Annotated in this window: 15 protein-coding genes and 1 tRNA gene; 6 read left to right on the top strand and 10 right to left on the bottom strand. The window is 73.6% G+C overall.

From position 1 onward, the window contains the following. Positions 1-11 precede the first annotated feature (11 nt). From QWZ14_RS17375 to QWZ14_RS17365, 3 genes are all read left to right on the top strand, one after another. Positions 12-1,355, top strand: coding sequence for an outer membrane protein assembly factor BamB family protein (locus tag QWZ14_RS17375; protein WP_290318039.1), 1,344 nt, complete (start codon positions 12-14; stop codon positions 1,353-1,355). Between the two features lie 57 nt (positions 1,356-1,412). Next, the gene (der, locus tag QWZ14_RS17370; protein WP_290318038.1) at positions 1,413-2,771 is read left to right on the top strand and encodes a ribosome biogenesis GTPase Der; all 1,359 of its coding nucleotides are present in this window, start codon (positions 1,413-1,415) and stop codon (positions 2,769-2,771) included. Positions 2,772-2,875: 104 nt separating this feature from the next. Continuing rightward, positions 2,876-2,966: transfer RNA gene (locus QWZ14_RS17365), tRNA-Ser, on the top strand. A gap of 181 nt (positions 2,967-3,147) precedes the next feature. On the opposite strand, the gene QWZ14_RS17360 is transcribed toward QWZ14_RS17365, so the two are convergent. Together QWZ14_RS17360 and QWZ14_RS17355 are read right to left on the bottom strand one after the other, a co-directional pair. Continuing rightward, the gene (locus tag QWZ14_RS17360) at positions 3,148-4,230 is read right to left on the bottom strand and encodes an alkene reductase (protein WP_290318037.1); all 1,083 of its coding nucleotides are present in this window, start codon (positions 4,228-4,230) and stop codon (positions 3,148-3,150) included. A gap of 139 nt (positions 4,231-4,369) precedes the next feature. Beyond that, the gene (locus QWZ14_RS17355; protein WP_290318036.1) at positions 4,370-4,951 is read right to left on the bottom strand and encodes a TetR/AcrR family transcriptional regulator; all 582 of its coding nucleotides are present in this window, start codon (positions 4,949-4,951) and stop codon (positions 4,370-4,372) included. An 89-nt stretch (positions 4,952-5,040) separates the two neighbouring features. Here QWZ14_RS17355 and QWZ14_RS17350 point away from each other — a divergent pair, with 89 nt between their 5' ends. Genes QWZ14_RS17350 through QWZ14_RS17340 form a run of 3 tightly spaced genes read left to right on the top strand, consistent with a single transcriptional unit; the run spans position 5,041 to position 8,841 of the window. Then, on the top strand, positions 5,041-5,532 hold the full coding sequence (locus tag QWZ14_RS17350) for a (2Fe-2S)-binding protein (protein ID WP_290318035.1): 492 nt from the start codon (positions 5,041-5,043) through the stop codon (positions 5,530-5,532). Next, positions 5,529-6,587 (top strand): FAD binding domain-containing protein, encoded by a 1,059-nt coding sequence (locus QWZ14_RS17345; protein WP_290318034.1) that lies wholly within the window; start codon positions 5,529-5,531, stop codon positions 6,585-6,587. Before QWZ14_RS17350 ends, QWZ14_RS17345 begins: the two co-directional genes overlap by 4 nt. Next, positions 6,580-8,841, top strand: coding sequence for a xanthine dehydrogenase family protein molybdopterin-binding subunit (locus QWZ14_RS17340; RefSeq protein WP_290318033.1), 2,262 nt, complete (start codon positions 6,580-6,582; stop codon positions 8,839-8,841). The genes QWZ14_RS17345 and QWZ14_RS17340 overlap by 8 nt, the downstream gene beginning before the upstream one ends. A gap of 144 nt (positions 8,842-8,985) precedes the next feature. Here QWZ14_RS17340 and QWZ14_RS17335 read toward each other — a convergent pair whose 3' ends face one another. The 8 genes from QWZ14_RS17335 to QWZ14_RS17300 all read right to left on the bottom strand — a co-directional run bounded on the left by QWZ14_RS17335 (position 8,986) and on the right by QWZ14_RS17300 (position 19,926). Further along, positions 8,986-12,129 carry an efflux RND transporter permease subunit gene (locus QWZ14_RS17335; RefSeq protein ID WP_290318032.1) on the bottom strand — a complete coding sequence of 1,048 codons (3,144 nt, stop codon included), beginning with the start codon at positions 12,127-12,129 and terminating at the stop codon, positions 8,986-8,988. Positions 12,130-12,132: 3 nt separating this feature from the next. Next, on the bottom strand, positions 12,133-13,863 hold the full coding sequence (locus QWZ14_RS17330) for an efflux RND transporter periplasmic adaptor subunit (protein WP_290318031.1): 1,731 nt from the start codon (positions 13,861-13,863) through the stop codon (positions 12,133-12,135). Positions 13,864-13,926: 63 nt separating this feature from the next. Continuing rightward, positions 13,927-14,268 (bottom strand): hypothetical protein, encoded by a 342-nt coding sequence (locus QWZ14_RS17325; RefSeq protein ID WP_290318030.1) that lies wholly within the window; start codon positions 14,266-14,268, stop codon positions 13,927-13,929. Between the two features lie 120 nt (positions 14,269-14,388). Further along, positions 14,389-16,587, bottom strand: a complete 2,199-nt coding sequence (paoC, locus tag QWZ14_RS17320) for an aldehyde oxidoreductase molybdenum-binding subunit PaoC (RefSeq protein WP_290318029.1) — start codon at positions 16,585-16,587, stop codon at positions 14,389-14,391. Positions 16,588-16,591: 4 nt separating this feature from the next. Then, positions 16,592-17,542 (bottom strand): FAD binding domain-containing protein, encoded by a 951-nt coding sequence (locus tag QWZ14_RS17315; protein ID WP_290318028.1) that lies wholly within the window; start codon positions 17,540-17,542, stop codon positions 16,592-16,594. After that, on the bottom strand, positions 17,539-18,192 hold the full coding sequence (gene paoA, locus QWZ14_RS17310; protein ID WP_290318027.1) for an aldehyde dehydrogenase iron-sulfur subunit PaoA: 654 nt from the start codon (positions 18,190-18,192) through the stop codon (positions 17,539-17,541). The genes QWZ14_RS17315 and paoA overlap by 4 nt, the downstream gene beginning before the upstream one ends. Before the next feature lie 180 nt (positions 18,193-18,372). Continuing rightward, positions 18,373-18,951 (bottom strand): LysE family translocator, encoded by a 579-nt coding sequence (locus QWZ14_RS17305; RefSeq protein ID WP_290318026.1) that lies wholly within the window; start codon positions 18,949-18,951, stop codon positions 18,373-18,375. Between the two features lie 72 nt (positions 18,952-19,023). Continuing rightward, positions 19,024-19,926, bottom strand: coding sequence for a branched-chain amino acid aminotransferase (locus QWZ14_RS17300; RefSeq protein WP_290318025.1), 903 nt, complete (start codon positions 19,924-19,926; stop codon positions 19,024-19,026). Between the last annotated feature and the right edge of the window lie 97 nt (positions 19,927-20,023).

Genomic DNA, 20,023 nt, shown 5'->3' with positions numbered 1-20,023 from the left:
AGGAGAATCGCGTGCGACGCCTGACGCGAAGGGCCGCCCTGCTGGGTGGCGCCGGCCTTCTGGCCGGCTGCGAATCCATCACCGACACCTTCGATTCCATCTTCGGCGAGCGGAAGGTCCCGCTGCGGGGCGAACGCCAGCCGGTGCTGGTGGTGGAACGGCCGCTGGGCGTCGACGAGGGCAACCAGGCGCCGGTCACGCTGCCGCCGCCGGCGCTCAATCCGGAGTGGCCGCAGGCGGGCGGCACCATCGGCCATGCTCCGGGCCATCCGGCGCTGGGCCCGCGGCTGAGCCAGGCCTGGCGGACCTCGGTGGGCACCGGCACCGCCTATCGCCGGCGGCTGATCGCGCCCCCCGTGGTTGCCGACGGCGCCGTCTATGCGGTGGATGCGCTGGGCGAGGTCACGGCCCTGACGGCGCTCGACGGCCGCCGCCGCTGGTCCTTCGACAGCCGGCGCGAGGCCGACCGCGACGGCGGCCTCGGTGGCGGCCTCGCCTATGCCGGGGGCACGCTCTATGTGGTCACCGGCCTGGCCGAGGTCATCGCCCTCAACCCCGCCGACGGCACGCCACGCTGGCGGGTCGACCTGCCGGCGCCGGCGCGCGGCGGAGTTACCGTCGCGGAGGCGCGAATCTTCGTCACCACCACCGAGAACCACCTGCTGGCGCTCTCGACCGAGGATGGCAGGCGGCTCTGGACCTATCGCGGGCAGCCGACCGTCACCATGGCGCTGGGCCTGCCGGCCCCGGCGGTGGAGGGCGACATCGTCGTGACCGGCTTCGCCTCGGGCGAGCTGGCGGCGATCCGGGCGAGCGACGGGCGGGCGCTCTGGAGCGAGACGCTCACCTCCTCCCGCGGCGGCGGGCTGGCCGATATCGCGGCCATCACCGCCCTGCCGGTCATCGACCGCGGGCGGGTCTTCGCCAGCGGCCTCGGCGGCATCACCATCGCCATCGACCTGCGGTCCGGCCGGCGGCTGTGGGAACGCGATGTGGCGGCGGCCGAGACCCCCTGGGCGGCCGGTGACTGGCTCTTCCTGCTGACCACCGGCGCCGAGCTGGCCTGCCTTGGCCGGGAGGACGGGCGGGTGCGCTGGTTGCGGCCGCTGGGCCGGTTCAAGAACGAGGAGAAGCGCCGCGACCCGATCAACTGGGCCGCGCCGGTGCTGGCCGGCGGCCGGCTGCTGGTGGCGAACAGCGCCGCCCAGCTGGTCGAGGTGAACCCCGCCGATGGCGAGATCACCGGCCGGGTGGAGTTGCCGGGTCCGGTGGTGCAGCAGCCGGCGGTGGCCGGCGGTGTCCTGTACGTGCTGACCGAGGCTGCGGCGGTGGCCGCCATCCAGGCCGCCGCCTAGCGCCGGACCCGGCCAGTTGAACAGGACAATGGGGCGGGAATGGAGTAGGGAGCGCGCATGCTCCCCACCCCCCAGCTTCCCACCCTTGTCATCCTCGGCCGCCCCAACGTAGGCAAGTCCAGCCTCTTCAACCGGCTGGTCGGCCGCAAGATCGCCATCGTCGACGACACCCCCGGCGTCACCCGCGACCGCAAGGAAGCGGAGGGCCGGGTCGGCGGCCGCGATGTCCGCATCCTCGATACCGCGGGGCTGGAGGAGGCCGCGCCGGAGACGGTGCAGGGCCGCATGCGCGCCAGCTCCGAGGCCGCCCTGCGGGAGGCGGACGTGGCGCTCTTTGTGGTCGATGTCCGCACCGGCCTGACCCCGGCCGACCGCGCCTTCGCCCAGTGGCTGCGGCGCCAGCATACCCCGGTCATCCTGGTCGCCAACAAGACCGAGGGCCGCTTCGGCGGCCAGGCGGCGATGGAGGCCTATGAGCTGGGCCTCGGCGACCCGGTGCCGGTCTCGGCCGAGCATGGCGACGGCATGGGCGACCTGCACGACGCCATCCGCGAGGCCCTGCCGGCCGAGGGCGAGGCGGTCGCCGGCGATGCCGAGCGGCCGCTGCGCCTGGCCATCATCGGCCGCCCCAATGCCGGCAAGTCCACCCTGCTGAATGCCCTGACCGGCGAGGAGCGGATGATCACCGGGCCGGAGCCGGGGCTGACCCGGGATTCGGTGGCCGTGCAATGGACCGACGAGACCGGCGCCGCGGTGCGGCTGGTGGATACCGCCGGCCTCCGCAAGAAGGCGCGGATCGAGCAGCACCTCGAGAAGATGTCGGCCGCCGCCTCGATCGCCGCGCTGAAGGAGTGCGAGATCGCCATCCTGGTGGTCGATGCCCTGCTCGGCATGGAGGAGCAGGAGCTGCGCCTGGCCCGGCTGGCCGAGCGCGAGGGCCGGGCGGTGGTGATCGCCTTCAACAAGTGGGATGCGGTCGAGGACCGCGAGGCGACCAAGCGCCGGCTCGAGGATGCGCTGATGGCCAGCCTGGCACAGATGCGCGGCATCAAGGTGGTGCCGATCTCGGCCAAGACCGGCCGCGGCGTCGAGAAGCTGATGCCGGCGGTGCGCGAGGTCTATGCCCTCTGGAACCGCCGCATCCCGACCGGCGAGCTGAACCGCTGGTTCGAGACGATGATGACGCGCCACCCGCCGCCGCTGTCCGAGGGCCGCCGGATCAAGCTGCGCTACGCCACCATGCCCAAGGCGCGGCCGCCGACGGTGACGGTCTTCGGCACCCGGGCGGAGCAGCTGCCGGAGGATTACCGGCGCTACCTGGTGAACGGCTTCCGCGAGGCCTTCACCATGCCGGGGGTGCCGATCCGGCTGCAGATGCGGGGGACGACGAATCCCTACGCGGATGAGGATAAGTAGGCGAATTCAGGCCTGAGGCGGGTTGCCGCGGCGGGGGCGCTTGATTATGGTCCGCCGCCCTTGGGGGGGCCTGCCACGGTGGTGGCGGGGCGCTTCGGGGCGATGGACAGGTGGCCGAGTGGTCGATGGCGCGCGCCTGGAAAGTGCGTATACGTCAAAAGCGTATCGTGGGTTCGAATCCCACCCTGTCCGCCAGTTCCCATGCCAGCGATCCGCCGAAGCTGCCGGATCGCAGTCCAGGACGACACGGGACGGACCGCGCCCCGTCCCGCCCCTCCGTCACCCCCGAAGCATTGCTTCCTGAGCGCCATGCATCCGCGTCGCCGATGCATCGCGCCCGGAAGCCCAGCCTATCGGGTCTTCCCGCTGCTCCGCCTCAGGCGGCAGCACGCCGCAGCGGCGGGTAGTCGGTATAGCCATGCGCGTCGCCGCCATAGAGCGTGTCGCGGTCCGCCTCAGCCAGCGGCGCCTTGCTGCGCAGCCGCTCGACCAGGTCCGGGTTGGCGATGAAGGGCCGGCCGAAGGCGACGAAATCGGCCCGGCCGGCGCTGATCGCCTCCTCCGCCATGGCGCCGTCATAGCCGTTGTTGGCGATGTAGGCCCCCTTGAAGGCCCGGCGCAGCGCCTGGAAGTCGAAGGTGCTCTCGCGGGAGCCGCCGGTCGCCCCTTCCACCACGTGCAGGAAGGCCAGGTCGAAGCGGGCCAGCGCTGCGACCGCATGGTCGAACAGCGGCTGCGGGTCGCTGTCGGCGATGTCGTTCGCCGGCGAAGCCGGGGAGATCCGCAGGCCGACCCTGTCGACGCCGAGGGCGCCGACCACGGCCTCCACCACCTCGAGCAGGAAGCGGGTGCGGTTCTCGATGCTGCCGCCGTACTGGTCGGTGCGCTGGTTGGTGCCGTCCTTCAGGAACTGGTCGATCAGGTAGCCATTGGCGCCATGGATCTCGACGCCATCAAAGCCGGCCCGGTCGGCATTGACCGCGGCACGGCGGTAGTCCTCGACGATGCCGGCGATCTCGGCCGTCGCCAGCGCGCGGGGGGTGACGAAGGGCTGGAAGCCGGCCTCGGTGAAGGCCTTGCCCTCGGGCCGGATTGCCGAGGGGGCGACCGGCAGGCCGCCATCCGGCTGCAGGCTGGGATGGGAGATGCGGCCGACATGCCAGAGCTGGAGGAAGATGCGGCCGCCGTCGCGGTGCACCGCCTCCGTCACCAGCTTCCAGCCGGCCACCTGGGCATCGGTGTAGATCCCCGGCGTATAGGCATAGCCCTGGCCCTGCGGCGAGATCTGGGTCGCCTCGGCGATAATGGCGCCGGCGGTGGCGCGCTGGGCGTAGTAGGTGGCGTTGAGCGCGCCGGGAATGCCGGCATGGCCGGTGCGGCTGCGGGTCAGCGGTGCCATGACGATCCGGTTCGCCAAGGTCAGGCCGCCGAGGGTCGCCGCGGAAAAGAGGCTGGACATGGTCACTCCGTTTGCTGCGTTGCAGCACGAAATGGCCCCCCGGAGCGCCGCCTGCCAATCGAAGGAGCGAATGACGCCCATCGGGCCGGCGGATAGAACCGTTGCGGGCACCATGACACCCGCAGCTCCGGGGCCCGGCTCAGCGCCCCCGGCACAATCCGTCCACGAAGACGTCGAGCAGCCGCAGCACGTCCTCCTGCCAGCCCGGGGCATCCGAGCCATAGCAGAGCGCCACCAGCATCCGCAGCAGGTCGCCCGGCCCGATATCGTCCCGCACGGCACCATCGGCAATGGCCCGGTCCAGCAGCTGGCGGACGGCACCCGTCAACCGGTCCGCGGTGTAGGTCGTCAGCGCCGTCCGGCTGCCCGCGGCGATCGCCAGCGCCGCGGCCATGCCCTTCTTGGTGGCCACGAATTCGACGTTGGCGCGCAGCCATCGCCGCAGCGCCGCGACCGGGTCCGGGCAGTCCGACAGCTGGTCGGCCAGTTCCACCAACTGCTCCACCTCCCGCCGGTAGACCGCCTCGAACAGCGCCTCCCGGTTCGGGAAATGCCGGTAGAGGGTACCGATCCCGACACCGGCCCGGCGCGCGACCTCCTCCAGGCTGGCCCGCGGGCCGCCGGCGCCCAGCACCGCCTTCGCCGCCTCCAGCACCCGGTCCCGGTTGCGCGCGGCATCGGCGCGTGGCCGCCTGGGCTCCCCTGCCTTCCCGTCTGCCACCGCCCTGACCCTTGAAAACGGAGGATGCCTCCGTATAATACCGCAGTGCCTCCTGCCGCCGGACAGGATCCCCCTCATCGGAGTCTCCCATGACCCTGTCAATTTCGCTCACCGTCAACGGCACCGTCCAGGCCGTGGCGCTGGAGGATCCACGGGTCACGCTGCTCGACCTGCTGCGCGAGCGCCTGCACCTCACCGGCACCAAGAAGGGCTGCGACCGTGGCCAGTGCGGCGCCTGCACGGTGCTGCTGGACGGCCGGCGGACCAATGCCTGCCTGGTGCTGGCGGCGGCCCAGGATGGCGCGAGCGTCACCACCATCGAGGGGCTCGCCGAGGGCGGCCAGCTGCATCCGGTCCAGCAGGCGTTCATCGACCATGACGCCCTGCAATGCGGCTTCTGCACCCCGGGCCAGATCATGAGCGCCATCGGCCTGCTGGCCGAGGGCCAGGCCGGCGACGACCCCGAGCGGGTGCGGGAGGGCATGAGCGGCAACCTCTGCCGCTGCGGCGCCTACGCCGGCATCACCGAGGCGGTGCTCGATGCCCAGGCCCGCCTCGCCGCCCGGGAGGATGCGGCATGAACCGCTTCGAATTCCTCCGCCCCACGACGATCGCCGAGGCGGTCGCCGCCGGCGCCCGGCCGGGCGCGGCCTACCACGCCGCCGGCACCAACCTGCTCGACCTGATGAAGGGCGGCGTCATGCGCCCCGGGACGCTCGTCGACGTCGGCCGCCTGCCCGGGCTCGACCGGATCGAGCATGCGGCGGATGGTGGGGTCCGGATCGGCGCCCTGGTGCGGAATGCCGACCTCGCCCATGACCCGGGCTTCGCCGCCCGCTTCCCGGCGGTGGCGGAGGCGCTGCTCTCGGGCGCTTCGGCCCAGCTGCGCAATGCCGCGACGGTCGGCGGCAACCTGCTGCAGCGCACCCGCTGCGGCTATTTCTACGACCTCGCCAGCGCCTGCAACAAGCGCACGCCGGGCGCCGGCTGCGATGCGCGCGGCGGCGAGAACCGGCTCCACGCCGTCCTCGGCTGGAGCGAGGCCTGCATCGCCACACACCCCTCCGACTTCTGCGTGCCGCTCGCGGCGCTCGACGCGGTGGTGGAGATCATCGGCCGCGACGGGGCGCGCGAGGTGCCGCTGGCGGATTTCCACCGCCTGCCCGGCGAGGCGCCGGAGCGCGAGACGGTGCTGGCGCCCGGCGACCTGGTCGTGGCGGTGCGGCTGCCGGCCGAGGCCGCCGGCTTCGCCGCCCATGCCCGCTACCTGAAGGTGCGGGAGCGCACCTCCTACGCCTTCGCCGTGGTCTCGGCCGCGGCGGCGCTGCGGCTGGAGGATGGCCGGATCGCCGCGGCGCGCATCGCCCTCGGCGGCGTCGCCCTGAAGCCCTGGCGCGCCCGGGCGGCGGAGGCGGCCCTGGTCGGCCGCGCGCCGGCGGAGGCCGCCTGCCGCGAGGCCGCGGCGCTGGCGCTCGCCGATGCCGCGCCCTCCGGCGACAACGCCTTCAAGATCGAGTTGGCGCGGCGGATCGTGGCGCGCGCCCTGCTGCTGGCCGCGGCCGGCACGCCCGGGCGCCTCCCGGCCCTGCCCGCCTCCCCCTTCGCCGCCCTCCCAGGAGCCCAGGCCCATGTCTGATCCGATCCCCGGCATCGCCGCGCCCGCGCATCTCCGCCAGGGCTCCAGCATCGGCCAGCCGCTGACCCGCCGCGACGGGCCGCTGAAGGTCACCGGCCAGGCCCGCTACGCCGCCGACAACCACCCGCCGGGCATGCTCTTCGCCGTGCTCGCCACCAGCGGCATCGCCCGCGGCCGGGTCCTCGGCCTCGATGTCGCGGCGGCCAAGGCGCATCCGGGCGTGGTGGAGGTGATGACCCCGGCCAACCGCCCGCCGCTGGCCGGCGACCCCGATGCCAAGGACTCGCCCTTCATGTTCCGGCTGGACGCGCTGCAGAACGACGCGGTCCGCTATCCGCAGCAGCCGATCGCGGTGGTGATCGCCGAGACGCTGGAGGCCGCGACCGAGGGCGCCGCGCTGCTCGCGCCGCGCTACGCGGCCGAGCCGCCGCGCGTCGGGCTGGACGGCGCCGCGGCCTTCGTGCCGGCTGCCGTCGGCGTCGGCAGCCCGGCCAGCTTCGCGCAGGGCGAGGTGGAGGCCGGCCTCGCCGCCGCGCCGCGCCGCATGGAGGCGGTCTACGAGACGCCGGCGCAGTACCACAACGCGATGGAGCCGCATGCCATCGTGGCGGCCTGGGACGGCGAAAGGCTCACCCTCGACACCCCGAGCCAGGGCATGGCCATGGCCCAGGCGCGCTTCGCCGCGCTCTTCGGCATCCGGCCCGAGGACATCCACATCCGCAGCCCCTTCCTCGGCGGCGGCTTCGGCTCCAAGGGGCTGGCCAACGGGCCGCAGGTGCTGGGCATCCTCGCCGCCCGGCTGGTCGGCCGGCCGGTGAAGCTGGTGCTGCGGCGGGAGCAGATGTACGGCCCGGTCGGGCATCGGGCGCCGACCCGGCAGACCATCCGCATGGGCGCCGACGCCGCCGGCGGCTTCACCGCCATCGCCAGCCACACCCTGACCGCCACCAGCAGCTTCGACGACTTCATCGAGGCCGCGGCGGACGTCGCCCATACCCTCTATGCGACCCCGGCGCTGCACACGAGCCACGAGGCGGTGCGGCTCGACACCGGCACGCCGATGTTCATGCGGGCGCCGGGCGAGGCGCCCGGCAGCATCGCGCTGGAAAGCGCGGTGGACGAGATGGCCTTCGCCTGCGGCATGGACCCGCTGGCCTTCCGGCTGCGGAACTACGCCGAGGTGGAGCCGGCCTCGGGCAAGCCCTTCTCTTCCAAGGCGCTGCGGGAATGCTACGCCGAGGGCGCCGCACGCTTCGGCTGGGCGGGCCGGCCGCTGCAGCCGCGGCAGATGCGCGACGAGGCCGGGCTGCTGGTCGGCTGGGGCATGGGCACCGCGACCTTCCCGGCGATGATGATGGCCGGCCATGCCCGGGCGACGCTGCGCGCCGACGGCAGTGGCCTGGTCGAGACCGGCGCGCATGACATGGGCCAGGGCGCCTGGACCGCGCTGGCCCAGGTCGCCGCCGACGGGATGGGGCTGCCGCTCGACCGGCTCGAGTTCCGCTCCGGCACCTCCGACCTGCCGGATGCCGGGATCGCCGGCGGCTCGGCCCACATGGCGACGGTCTCCTCCGCCATCCACGGCGCCGGCGGGGCGGTGATCGACAGGCTGGCGGCGCTGGCCACCGGCGACGAGCGCTCGCCGCTGTTCGGCGCCGGCAATGCCGGCGTGGTCGCCCGCGAGGGCCGGCTGCACCGCCGCGACGACGAGGCGCGCAGCGAGAGCTACGCCGCCATCCTTTCCCGCGCCGGCCTGGCCGGGCTCGAGGCGATGGGCCAGGGCGCCGCCGATCCGGCGGCGCAGAAAGCCTTCGCCATGCACGCCCATGGCGCGGTCTTCGTCGAGGTGAAGGTCGACCCCGACTTCGGCCAGATCCGCGCGACGCGGGTGGTCGGCGCCTTCGCCGCCGGCCGGGTGATCAACCCGCGGATGGTGCGCAGCCAGTATTACGGCGGGATGACCTGGGGCGTGTCCTTCGCCCTGCACGAACATGCGGTGACCGACCGGCGCAGCGGCCGGATCATGAACGCCGACCTGGCCGAGTACCACCTCCCGGTGAATGCCGACGTGCCCTCGCTGGAGGCGATCCTGGTCGCGGAGCAAGACCCGCATGTGAATCCGCTGGGCATCAAGGGCGTCGGCGAGATCGCCATCACCGGCACCGCGGGCGCCGTCGCCAATGCGGTCTGGCATGCGACCGGGGTGCGGGTGCGGCGCTTCCCGATCGGTCTGGAGGCGCTCATCGGCGCCTAGGGGCGGCCTGGTCCGGGCGGTCGCCGATCCAGGATGCAGCGGGCCTGGATCCGGTGGCCATCGGCCAGCACGACCAGGCCGCCGTGCGGCCCTTTCCCCGCCCCCGGGCCGGGGCAGGTTGTGCCCGGGCGCGGCGCGGGGCCATCAGAAGCTTTCCACCGGGCGCGCGGCAGGGCCCCGATCGGGGACCGCATCCCGCGCCGCCAGCGATGCCTCGAGCGCCGGCCGGCCGAAGCGGCGGAACAGCAGCGGCGTCAGCACCGCATCGAGCAGCGTCGCGCTGGCCAGCCCGCCGAAGATCGTCACCGCGACCGGATGCAGGATCTCCCGCCCCGGCTCGCCGGCGCCGAACAGCAGCGGCACCAGCGCCAGCCCGGCCGAGAGCGCGGTCATCAGCACCGGCGCCACCCGCTCCTCGCTGCCGCGCAGGATCAGCCGCCGCCCCCAGCGCCCGCCCTCGTGCAGCGCCAGGTTGAGGGTATGGCTCACCTTCAGGATGCCGTTGCGGGCGGAGATGCCGGCGAGGGTGATGAAGCCCACCAAGGAGGCGACCGACAGCGGCAGCCCGGCCAGCCACAGCGCCGCCACGCTGCCGATCAGCGCGAGCGGGATGTTGCCCATCACCACCAGCGCCAGCGCCGTCGAGCGGTAGCGCTGCCGCAGCACCACGAAGACCAGCCCGAGCGAGACCAGCGACAGCAGCCCGATGGTCCGGGCGGCTTCCTCCTGCGCCCGGAAATTGCCCTCGAGCACCGCCGCATAGCCGCCCGGCAGCGCGAAGCCGTCGATCGCGGCGCGCAGCTCGGCGGCGATCGCCGCCATGTCGCGGGCGCCGTCGCCGTTGCCGGAGACGGTGATGCGGCGCTGGCCGCCCTCGCGCAGCACCTGGTTCGGGCCGTCGACCTCCTCGACGCTGGCGACCAGCCGCAGCGGCACATGCCCCTGCGGCGTCGCCACCAGCAGCGCGCCCAGGCCCTCGGTGGTGCGGTCGCTGTCGGCGAGCCGCACCACCACGTCGAAGCGGCGCATCCCGTCCACGATCTGGCTGACGATGCGGCCCTTCGACAGCCCCTCCAGCGCCGTGGTCAGCGACGCCGGCGTCAGCCCATAGAGCGAGGCCTCGGCGTAGTCGGGCACCACCCGCAGCTGCGGGATGCGCACCTGCCGCTCGACCTGCAGATCCACCAGCCCCGGGATGCCCGCCATGCGCGCCCGCAGGCCCTCGGCCAGGGTGCCGAGCGTGTCGAGGTCGGGGCCGAACAGCTTGACCACGACCTCGCCGCGGACGCCGGAAAGGAGGAAGTCCAGCCGGTGCTGGATCGGCTGGCCGATGTTGACATTGGCCGGCAGCGGCGCCAGCCGGGCGCGGAGGTCGCCCAGCACCGCGGCGCGGCCGCGTGGCGAGCGGCGCAGCGCCACGTCGAGCTCGTTCACGTGCACGCCCTCGGCATGTTCGTCGAGCTCGCCCCGGCCGGTGCGGCGGCCGACCGAGACCACCTCCGGCACCTCGGCCAGCAGGCGTTCCGCGACGGCGCCGAGCCGCGCGCTCTCGGCCAGGGCGATGCCCGGGCGGAAGGCGATGCCGACCAGCACGGTGCCCTCGTTGAAGGCCGCCAGGAAGGCGCGCGGCAGCTGCACCGCGCCCCAGGCCGCGGCGGCGAAGAGCAGCGCCACCGCGCCATAGACCAGCCGCGGCCGGGCCAGGGCGCGCAGCAGCGCGGCGCGGTTCAGCCGCTTGGCCAGCCGCAGCACCGGGCCGTCCGGCCGGTGCGCCGCGGCCGGCCGGCGGCCCAGCAGCCAGTAGGCCAGCACCGGCGTCAGCGTCACCGAGACGATCAGGCTGGCCAGGATCGCCACGATGTAGGCGACGCCGAGCGGCGCGAAGAGCCGCCCCTCGATGCCCGGCAGCGCGAACAGCGGCAGGAAGACCAGCACCACCACCGCGGTCGCGTAGACGATGCCCGAGCGCACCTCCTGGCTGGCGGCGGCGACCACCGCCAGCACCGGGCGCGGGACGGCCAGCGCCGCGTTCTCCCGCAGCCGCCGCTGGATGTTCTCGACATCCACCACCGCGTCGTCGACCAGCTCGCCGATGGCGATGGCCAGGCCGCCGAGGGTCATGGTGTTGATGGTCAGGCCGCAGGCGTGGAAGACCACCACCGTCGCCAGGACCGAGACCGGGATGGCGACCAGCGAGATCGCCGTCGCCCGCACGTCCAGCAGGAACAGCAGCAGCACCACCGCGACCACCGCCGCCGCCTCCAGCAGCACCCGCTCGACGTTGGCGATGGAGGCGGCGATGAAGTCCGCCTGGCGGAACTGCACGCGGCTGGCATCGAGCCCGGGCGGCAGGCCCGGCTGCAGCGCCGCCAGCGCCGCCTCGACCGCGCGGGTGACGCGGATGGTGTCGGCGCCGGGCTGCTTCTGCACGCTGAAGACCACGGCCGGGCCGCCCTGGTAGCCGGCCTCGCCGCGCCGCGGCCGGGCGGCGAATTCCACCTTCGCCACCTGCCGCAGCAGGATCGGTGTGGCCGAGCCCGGCTGCGGCGCGATGGGGGTATCCGCCAGATCCTCCAGCCGCTGGGTCAGGCCGAGGTGGCGGATCAGGTATTCCCGCCCGCGCTGGTCGACGAAGCCGCCGCCGGTATTGGTGCCGAACCGCGCGACGGCGGCCTCGAGCTGCTCGGCACTCACCCCGAGCGCCAGCATGGCGGCCGGGTCGGGCGAGATGCGGTACTGCCGCACCTCGCCGCCGATCGGGATGACCTGGGCCACGCCGGGGATGGCCAGCAGCCGCGGCCGGATGGTGAAGTCCACCGCCTCGCGCGCCTGCATCGGCGTCACCCCCGCGGCGCGGACCGCAACCAGCATGATCTCGCCCATGATGGAGCTGACCGGCCCCATCACCGGCGCGACATTGGCCGGCAGCGAGGCGCGCAGCATGGAAAGCCGTTCGGCGACCAGCTGGCGCGCCCGGTACAGCTCGGCCGACCATTCGAACTCGACCGTGACGACCGACAGCGAGACGGCCGAGACCGAGCGGACGCGGGCGACGCCGGGCATGCCGCCCATCGCCGTCTCGATCGGGAAGCTGACCAGCCGCTCGACCTCCTCCGGTGCCAAGCCCTCGGCCTCGGTCAGCAGGGTGACGGTGGGGCGGTTGAGGTCGGGGAAGACATCGACCGGCACCCGCGGCAGCACCAGCAGGCCGTAGCCGACCAGCACCGCGGCGGCGACCAGGACCAGCAGGCGGGAGCGCAGGCTGGCGGAGACCAACAATGCGAACATCGCTCAGCGCACCTGGTTCACGAGGCCGGCGCCCTGCACCACCACGCGCTCGCCGGCGGCGAGGCCGGCGGCGACCAGCACGCGGGCGGCGTCGAGCGGCTCGATGCGGACCGGCGCGGCGGCGAAGATCTCGGGCTTGAGGTGGCGCCAGACCACCTGCTCGCCGTTCGGCGCCCGCACCACCGCGGCGCGCGGCAGGACCAGGCCGCGGATAGGCTCGGCGACCTCGGCCACCACCGTCACCGGCTGGCCGAGCGACAGGCCGGCCATGGGCTCCACCACCCGGAACTGCGCCAGGGTGGCGCCCTGCTGCACCGCCCGCCCGAAGCCCTGCAGCGCGAGCCGCATCGGCGGGCTGCCGCGGACCGAGGCGGTGGCGCCGCGCAGGTCCATCGCCGCGTCGCCGACGAAGACCAGCGCCTCGACCCAGAGTCCGGCGGGATCGACGATCTGGAACAGCACGTCCTGCGCCGCCACCACCTGCCCGGCGACGGCGCGGGCGCTGGCGACGACGCCATCGGCCGGCGCCCGGATCACCTCCGGCGCCACCCGGTTCTGCGCCAGCAGCGCGCGGCGGCGGCGCAGCCCCTCCAGCTCGATCTCGGTGTCGATCACCGAGACGCGGGTGCCGGCGCCGGAGGCGGCGAGGTTGCGGGCGCGGGCCAGCCGCGCCTCGGCGGTGGCGATCTGCTGGCCGAGGTCGCCGGAGCGCTCGGCGATGGTGGTCTGGTCGGCGACCGGGATCGCCGGCTCGACCACCGCCAGGACCTCGCCGCGCCGCACCGCCTGGCCGAGCCGCGGCAGGCCGGCCTCGGGCAGCGCGATGCGGCCGCCGGCGAGGCTCTGGGCGACGCCGCCGCGGTTGGGATCGGCGACGATGCGGCCGACCATGGTCACCGTGCGGGACGCGGCGGCGTCCCGCAGCGTCATGGTGCGCACCTCCAGCAGGCGCTGGCTGACCTTGGGCAGGAAGACCCGGCCATCCGGCAGGCGGGCGGGGGCGTCGACCGCCGCGCTGCCGGCCGGGGGCGCGGCCTCGTCGTGGTCGTGCCCCTCCCCGGCCCGCGCCGGCAGGGTCGGCAGCAGGGCCAGGAGGACGAGGGTGGCGGCGAGGGCGGCGCGCCGTGGCCGGCGGCGGCGCCCGGCGAGGCCCAGCCCGGCGAGGCCCAGCCCGGCGGCGAGGCCCAGCAGGGCACCGCCGCCGGCGACCAGCCAGGGCTGGTGCGCCAGCCACTCCCGCGCCGCATGCCAGCGGTCCTCGAAGGGGCCGGCATGCGGGTCGGGCGCGGGCAGCGCCGGCAGCGTGCCGGCCAGCAGGTCGTCGCCTTCCGGGCCGCCAGTGACCGAGAAGACCAGGTCGAAGGGCCGCCCGGTGCGTGCGAGCCGCGGCGAGTCCAGCAGGTAGGTGCCATCGGCCTCAGGGAGGGCGGAGAACGCTTCCTCCTCGAGCACCAGCTCCAGCCGGGCGTCACCGACCGGGACATTGCCCTCGATGCGGTCGAGCCAGAGCCGCAGCCGGTCCGGCGCCTCCCGCACCGCGACGATCTCGTAGCGGTCGGAATGGACCGCGACCCGGGGCCGCGCCGGCACCGCCAGGGCAGGTGGCGCCTCGTGCTCCGCATCGGCCAGGGCGAGCGGTCCGGGGATCAGGATGGCCAGCAGGGTCGCGCCGGAGATGACGCGCAGGGAGGCAGGCGCGCGGGCGAGGGCGCGCGGCAGCGACGGGAAGGGCATGACGGGCCTTGCAGCGGGAGGGCGGGACGCGGATGGCCGCACCCGTCCTCCGACAGGCCGCGGCTAGGCGGGCGTCGGCTGTCTCGGTGGCCGGGCCGGGACCCGGCCGGGCTGCCCCTCGGGGGAGGCCACCAGGGCCAGGGCCAGGACGGTGCCGGGCAGCGCCTGGGGCCCCGGGGTTCCCGCGCGATGCGGCATCATCGCCCGGGACGCGTGGCACAGCCCGCAATCCGCCAGCGCCGCGCCCTGCTCCGGGGCATCGCCACGGTCGGCGGTGACCGAGGCCGCGGCCGCCGGCCAGGCGCCCGCGGCGCCATGCCCATGCGGCGGCACGCCGGCCAGCAGCAGGGCCGCCAGCAGGGCGAGGATACGGCAGGAACGGAGCCGGAGGAGCGGGTTCAGCATCGCGAGGATGGCGCCGAGATGGCGGGAGCAGGGCCCCGCGTCAAGCCCGCCGGTGCCCGCGGCGGCGGGGCAGCGGGCGCGTCGGCTCCCCCTTCCCCCGCCGCCTGTCCCGCCCTCGGGTCAGGCCGCGTCGGGCAGCCGGTCGAGCAGCTTGTCGAGGGTGATCGGATACTCCCGCACCCGCAGCCCGGTGGCGTTGTGGATGGCATTGGCCACCGCCGCGCCGACGCCGCAGAGCCCGAGCTCGCCGACGCCCTTGGCCTTCATCGGCGAGGAGGTCGCATCGGCCTCCTCCAGGAAGACCACCTCCTGGTGCGGGATGTCGGCATGCACCGGCACCTCGTAGGTGGCGAGGTCGTGGTTGACGAAGAAGCCGTGGCGCTTGTCCACCGCCAGCTCCTCCATCAGCGCGCCGCCGACGCCCATGGTCATCGCCCCGATCACCTGGCTGCGCGCCGACTTCGGGTTGAGGATCCGGCCCGCGGCGCAGACCGCGAGCATCCGCCGCACCCGCACCTCGCCGGTCGCCGCATCCACGGCGACCTCGACGAAATGCCCGGCGAAGGTGGATTGCTGGTACTGCTTCGCCAGGTCGCCGTATTCGATGGTGTCCTCGGCGACCAGCCCGCCCTCGCCCGCCGCCTGGCCCAGCGGCGCGCTGCGGTTGCCCGCCCGCACCTGACCATCGGCGAAGGCGGTGTCGGCGGAGTTGAAGCCGAGCTTCTGCGCCACCGCCTCGCGCAGCTTGACGCAGGCGGCATAGACGCCGGCGGTCGAGCTGTTCGCGCCCCACTGCCCGCCCGAGCCGGCCGAGACCGGGAAGCTGCTGTCGCCAAGCCGCACCACCACCTTGTCCATGCCCACGCCCATCATCTCCGCCGCGGTCTGGGCGATGATGGTGTAGCTGCCGGTGCCGATGTCGGTCATGTCGGTCTCGACCGTCACCACGCCTGCCGCGTCCAGCCGGACCCGGGCGCCCGAGGGCATCGACATGCTGTTGCGGAAGCCGGCGGCAACCCCGATGCCGACCAGCCAGCGGCCCTCGCGGCGGCTGCCGGGCTTGGTCGCGCGCTTGTCCCAGCCGAAGCGCTCGGCGCCCTGGCGGAGGCATTCGATCAGCTGACGCTGCGAGAAGGGCCGGTCCGGATTGGCCGGATCGACCTGGGTGTCGTTCCTGACGCGGAACTCGATGGGGTCGAGGCCGAGCTGCTCCGCCATCTCGTCCATGGCGATCTCGAGCGCCATCAGCCCCGGCGTCTCGCCCGGCGCCCGCATCGCATTGCCTTCCGGCAGGTCCAGCGTCGCCAGGCGGTTCCCGGTCAGCCGGTTGGCGCCGGCATAGAGCAGCCGCGACTGCTGGATCGCATCCTCCGGCTCGCCGCCCGGCAGGTTGCCCGACCAGCTCTCATGCGCGATGGCGGTGAGCTTGCCGTCGCGGCCGGCGCCGAAGCGGATCCGTTGGATCGTCGCCGGCCGGTGGGTGGTGTTGTTGGCCATCATCGGCCGGGTCAGCGCCACCTTCACCGGGCGCTTCGCCGCGCGGGCGCCGAGTGCCGCGAGCAGCGTATCGGCCCGCAGGAACAGCTTGCCGCCGAAGCCGCCGCCGATATAGGGCGAGACGATCCGCACCTGCTCCTTCGGCAGGCCCAGCGTCTGGGCCAGGTCGGTCGTGGCCCAGTCGACCATCTGGTTCGAGGTCCAGACCGTGACCTTGTCGCCCTCCCACGCGGCGATGCTGGCATGCGGCTCCATCATCGCATGCGACTGGTCGGGCGTGGTGTAGGTCCGGTCGAACTGCACCGGCGCCGCGGCGAAGGCGGCCTCGAAGTCGCCGACCTTCTGGTCCGGGCTGCCCTCGCTCGGCTCGACGCCGGCCTGCTTCGCCGCCGCCAGGTCGTAGGCGCCCTCGGCCTTGGCGTAGTCGACCTGCACCAGCTGCGCCGCCGCGCGGGCCTGCTCGAAGCTCTCGGCGACGACCAGGGCGACCGCCTGGTGGTAGTGCTCGACCTCGGGGCCGCCGAACAGCGTGGCGGCGTTGCGCTTGCCCTTGTCGAGCTTGCCGGCGGTCTCGGCGGTGACGATGGTGATCACCCCGGGCGCGGCGCGGGCGGCGTCGAGCGCCATCCCGGTGATGCGGCCCTTGGCGATGGCCGCGCCGACCACGTAGCCATAGGCCTGGTTCGCCACCACATCGTGCCGCTCATAGGCATAGGGCGCGGTGCCGCTGGTCTTGAGCGGACCGTCGACGCGGTCGAGCGGCTGGCCGACGACCTTGAGCTGGTCGATCGGGTTGGTGGTGGCCGGCGTGTCGAATTTCATCGGCTCAGCTCCTCGCTTCCGCCAGCACCGCGCCCAGCGTGCGCTCGACCAGCGTGACCTTGAAGGCATTGTCGTGGGTCGGCCTGGCACCGGCCATGATCGCCGCGGCGGCCGCCTTGGCGCCGCGCGGGATCTCGGCCTCGGCCGCTTCCACCCGCCAGGGTTTGTGCGCCACCCCGCCGATCGCCACGCGCGCCGTGCCGTCGCGCTGCACGATGGCGGCGACCGAGACCAGCGCATAGGCATAGGAGGCGCGGTCGCGGACCTTGCGGTAGATATGCGTGCCGCCGGCCGGCTTCGGCAGCACCACCGCGGTGATGAACTCGCCCTGCTCCAGCGCCGTCTCGATCTGCGGCGTGTCGCCGGGCAGGCGGTGGAATTCGGCAATCGGGATGGCGCGGGCGGTGCCGTCCGGCTTCACCGTCTCGACCACCGCATCGAGCGCCCGCATGGCGATGGACATGTCGCCGGGGTGGGTGGCGATGCAGGCCTCGCTGCTGCCGATCACCGCGAGCTGGCGGCTGTAGCCGCCGATGGCGGCGCAGCCGCTGCCCGGCTGGCGCTTGTTGCAGGGCTGGTTGGTGTCGTAGAAATAGGGACACCGGGTCCGCTGCAGCAGGTTGCCGCCGGTGGTCGCCTTGTTGCGGAGCTGGCCGGAGGCACCGGCCAGCAGCGCGCGGGACAGAACGCCGTAGTCGCGCCGCACCCGCTCATCGGCCGCGAGATCGGTGTTGCGCACCAGTGCGCCGATGCGGAGGCCGCCCTCGGCGGTCGCCTCGATCTTGTCCAGCGCAAGGCCGTTGACGTCGATCAGATGGCCCGGGGTCTCGATCTGCAGCTTCATCAGGTCGAGCAGGTTGGTGCCGCCGGCGATGAACTTGGCGCCCGGAGTGCGGGCCGCCGCCGCCGCGGCCTCGGCCGGGGAGCGGGCGCGCTCGTAGGTGAAGGGCTTCATGCCTGACTCCCCGCGACTTCGCTGATGGCCTCGACGATGTTGGAATAAGCGCCGCAGCGGCAGATGTTGCCGCTCATGCGCTCGCGGATCTCCTCGGCGGTGACGCCCGGCTTGGCGTTCAGGTCGGCGCTGACATGGCTCGGGATGCCGGCCTCGATCTCCTTCAGCACGGCGACCGAGGAGCAGATCTGCCCGGGCGTGCAATAGCCGCACTGGTAGCCGTCGTGCTTCACGAAGGCCGCCTGCATCGGATGCAGGTCGCCGGGCTTGCCCAGCCCCTCGATGGTGGTGACCTCGTCGCCCTCGTGCATGACCGCGAGGCTCAGGCAGGTATTGATCCGGCGGCCGTTCACCAGGGCGGTGCAGGCGCCGCACTGGCCGTGGTCGCAGCCCTTCTTGCTGCCGGTGAGGTGCAGGTGCTCGCGCAGGGCGTCGAGCAGGGTGGTGCGCGTATCGATGTCGAGCTGGCGCCGCTCGCCATTCACGGTGAAGGAGACATGAGACAAGTTCGTCGCTCCGGTCGGGAAGGTCGCAGCGCTGGCCGCTGCAGGTGCCGCCCGCGTCTGCGCGCCGGCCGGCGCGGCGGTGACCGCCGCGGCCCCGCCGAGTAGGCCGCGCCGGGAGAGGTCAAGAGCATCTTTCGGTGACATATCTGGCATCATCTCTCGGCTGCTGGGGTATCCGCGCGTCGCGTGCTGTGCCAGGAGCGCAGTCGAGGCCTCCGCGTTGCAACCGGCGCCGCGGTTTTACGCAGATGCAGCATCATGCCTGCGCCAGCGGGCGGCGCCGCGGCGGATCGAAACGGCCCTGTGCGGTCCGGCGCCGGCGCGCTACCCCAGCAGGACCGGCACCAGGGACAGCACCAGCAGCGCCGCCATCGCCCAATTGAAGCGGCGCAGCGCCGCCGGCGTCCGCAGCAGCCGCGCGGTGCCGAGCCCGAGCGCCGCCCAGGCCAGCAGGCTGACCAGCGCGGTGAGGGCGAAGAGCACGGCCATGAGCCAGGGCCGGCCGTAGGTGAGGATGGCGCCGCCGGCGATGATCCATGCCTTGGGATTGACCCACTGGAACAGCGCCGCCTGCACCAGGGTCATCGGCCGGCCGCGGCGCGGGGCCTCGGCGGTGGCGGGCGCCGCGGTGGCGATCTTCCACGCCAGCCAGAGCATCCAGGCGGTGCCGACCCAGCGCAGCGCCGCCTGCAGGGCGGGCGAGGCCGCCAGCACCTCGGCCAGCCCGAAGGCGACCAGCACCAGCATCGCCGGAAAGCCGAGCGCGATGCCCAGCACGTGCGGCAGGCTGCGGCGCAGGCCGAAATTGGCCGCCGAGGCGGCGACCATGGCGTTGTTCGGCCCGGGCGATGCGGTCATCGCCAGGGCGAAGCCGGTGGCGGAGGCCAGCCAGGCGGCATCCATGCGCATCTCCCCGCGGGGCGGATCACCGGCGGGCGGCGCCACCCGGCCCGCCCGCCGGCCCCCCTGCCCTGTTCAGGCGCCGTTCTGCGCCACTTCGGCCGGGCTCAGGCGGACCAGCGCCTCGTAGTCGGTCATCAGCCGGCGGGTGAGCTCGCCCGGGGTGAAGGCGGTGCCGGCGATCTCCCGCACCGGCGTCACCTCGGCGGCGGTGCCGGCGAGGAAGACCTCGGAGGCGTCCTTGATCTCGCTTTCCCGGATGGTGCGCTCCACCACCTTGATCTGCTGCCGGCGGGCGAGGCCCATGACGGTGCGGCGGGTGATGCCGTCGAGGAAGCAGACCGGGGTCGGCGTGTGCAGCTCGCCGCCCATGTTGAAGAAGACGTTGGCGCCGGTCGCCTCGGCCACGTCGCCCTTGTAGTCCAGCATCAGCGCGTCGTCGTAGCCCTCGTCGGCCGCCGCGTGCTTGCTCATGGTCCCGATCATGTAGAGGCCCGCGGCCTTCGAGGCGGTCGGCGCGGTGTCCGGCGCCGGGCGCCGCCACTTCGCCATGCCGAGGCGGACGCCCGCCATCCGCTGCTCGACGCCGAAATAGGCGCCCCACTCCCAGGTGGCGATCGCCAGGTGGATCTTCGTCCCCCGCGCGGCGACGCCCATCTCCTCCGAGCCGCGCCAGGCGATCGGCCGGACATAGGCATCGGTCAGGCCGTTCTTCGCCACCGTCGCCTGGCAGGCGGCATCGATCTGCTCGGCGGCCCAGGGAATGTCGAAGCCGAGGATCCGGGCCGAGGCGATCAACCTTTCGGTATGCGCCCGCAGCTTGAAGATGTTGCCGGCATAAGACCTCTCGCCCTCGAAGACGGCGCTGGCATAGTGCAGCCCATGCGAGAGCACGTGCAGCTGGGCGCCCCGCCAGGGGACAAAATCACCGTCCCACCAGATCCAGCCGTCCCGGTCGTCGTAAGGAACTAGCGCCATGATGGCTACTCCCGCAATATCGTTGCTTCCAGCCCGGCCAAACTAGAATGGTCGGAAAAATTATGTCAAGGTCACTGACCAAACCTGGCCTGAGGAA

This window comes from Paeniroseomonas aquatica (assembly GCF_030409335.1).
GTDB classification, from domain to species: Bacteria; Pseudomonadota; Alphaproteobacteria; order Acetobacterales; family Acetobacteraceae; genus Belnapia; species Belnapia aquatica.
This window is presented reverse-complemented; position numbering and strand designations above follow the sequence as displayed.

Bases quoted from the DNA above. Each gene is read 5' to 3' on its own strand.
- der (WP_290318038.1), top strand. From the start codon at position 1,413: ATGCTCCCCACCCCCCAGCTTCCCACCCTTGTCATCCTCGGCCGCCCC.
- QWZ14_RS17360 (WP_290318037.1), bottom strand. From the start codon at position 4,230: ATGTCCAGCCTCTTTTCCGCGGCGACCCTCGGCGGCCTGACCTTGGCG.
- QWZ14_RS17350 (WP_290318035.1), top strand. From the start codon at position 5,041: ATGACCCTGTCAATTTCGCTCACCGTCAACGGCACCGTCCAGGCCGTG.
- QWZ14_RS17345 (WP_290318034.1), top strand. From the start codon at position 5,529: ATGAACCGCTTCGAATTCCTCCGCCCCACGACGATCGCCGAGGCGGTC.
- QWZ14_RS17340 (WP_290318033.1), top strand. From the start codon at position 6,580: ATGTCTGATCCGATCCCCGGCATCGCCGCGCCCGCGCATCTCCGCCAG.
- QWZ14_RS17335 (WP_290318032.1), bottom strand. From the start codon at position 12,129: ATGTTCGCATTGTTGGTCTCCGCCAGCCTGCGCTCCCGCCTGCTGGTC.
- QWZ14_RS17330 (WP_290318031.1), bottom strand. From the start codon at position 13,863: ATGCCCTTCCCGTCGCTGCCGCGCGCCCTCGCCCGCGCGCCTGCCTCC.
- QWZ14_RS17325 (WP_290318030.1), bottom strand. From the start codon at position 14,268: ATGCTGAACCCGCTCCTCCGGCTCCGTTCCTGCCGTATCCTCGCCCTG.
- paoC (WP_290318029.1), bottom strand. From the start codon at position 16,587: ATGAAATTCGACACGCCGGCCACCACCAACCCGATCGACCAGCTCAAG.
- QWZ14_RS17315 (WP_290318028.1), bottom strand. From the start codon at position 17,542: ATGAAGCCCTTCACCTACGAGCGCGCCCGCTCCCCGGCCGAGGCCGCG.
- paoA (WP_290318027.1), bottom strand. From the start codon at position 18,192: ATGTCACCGAAAGATGCTCTTGACCTCTCCCGGCGCGGCCTACTCGGC.
- QWZ14_RS17305 (WP_290318026.1), bottom strand. From the start codon at position 18,951: ATGGATGCCGCCTGGCTGGCCTCCGCCACCGGCTTCGCCCTGGCGATG.
- QWZ14_RS17300 (WP_290318025.1), bottom strand. From the start codon at position 19,926: ATGGCGCTAGTTCCTTACGACGACCGGGACGGCTGGATCTGGTGGGAC.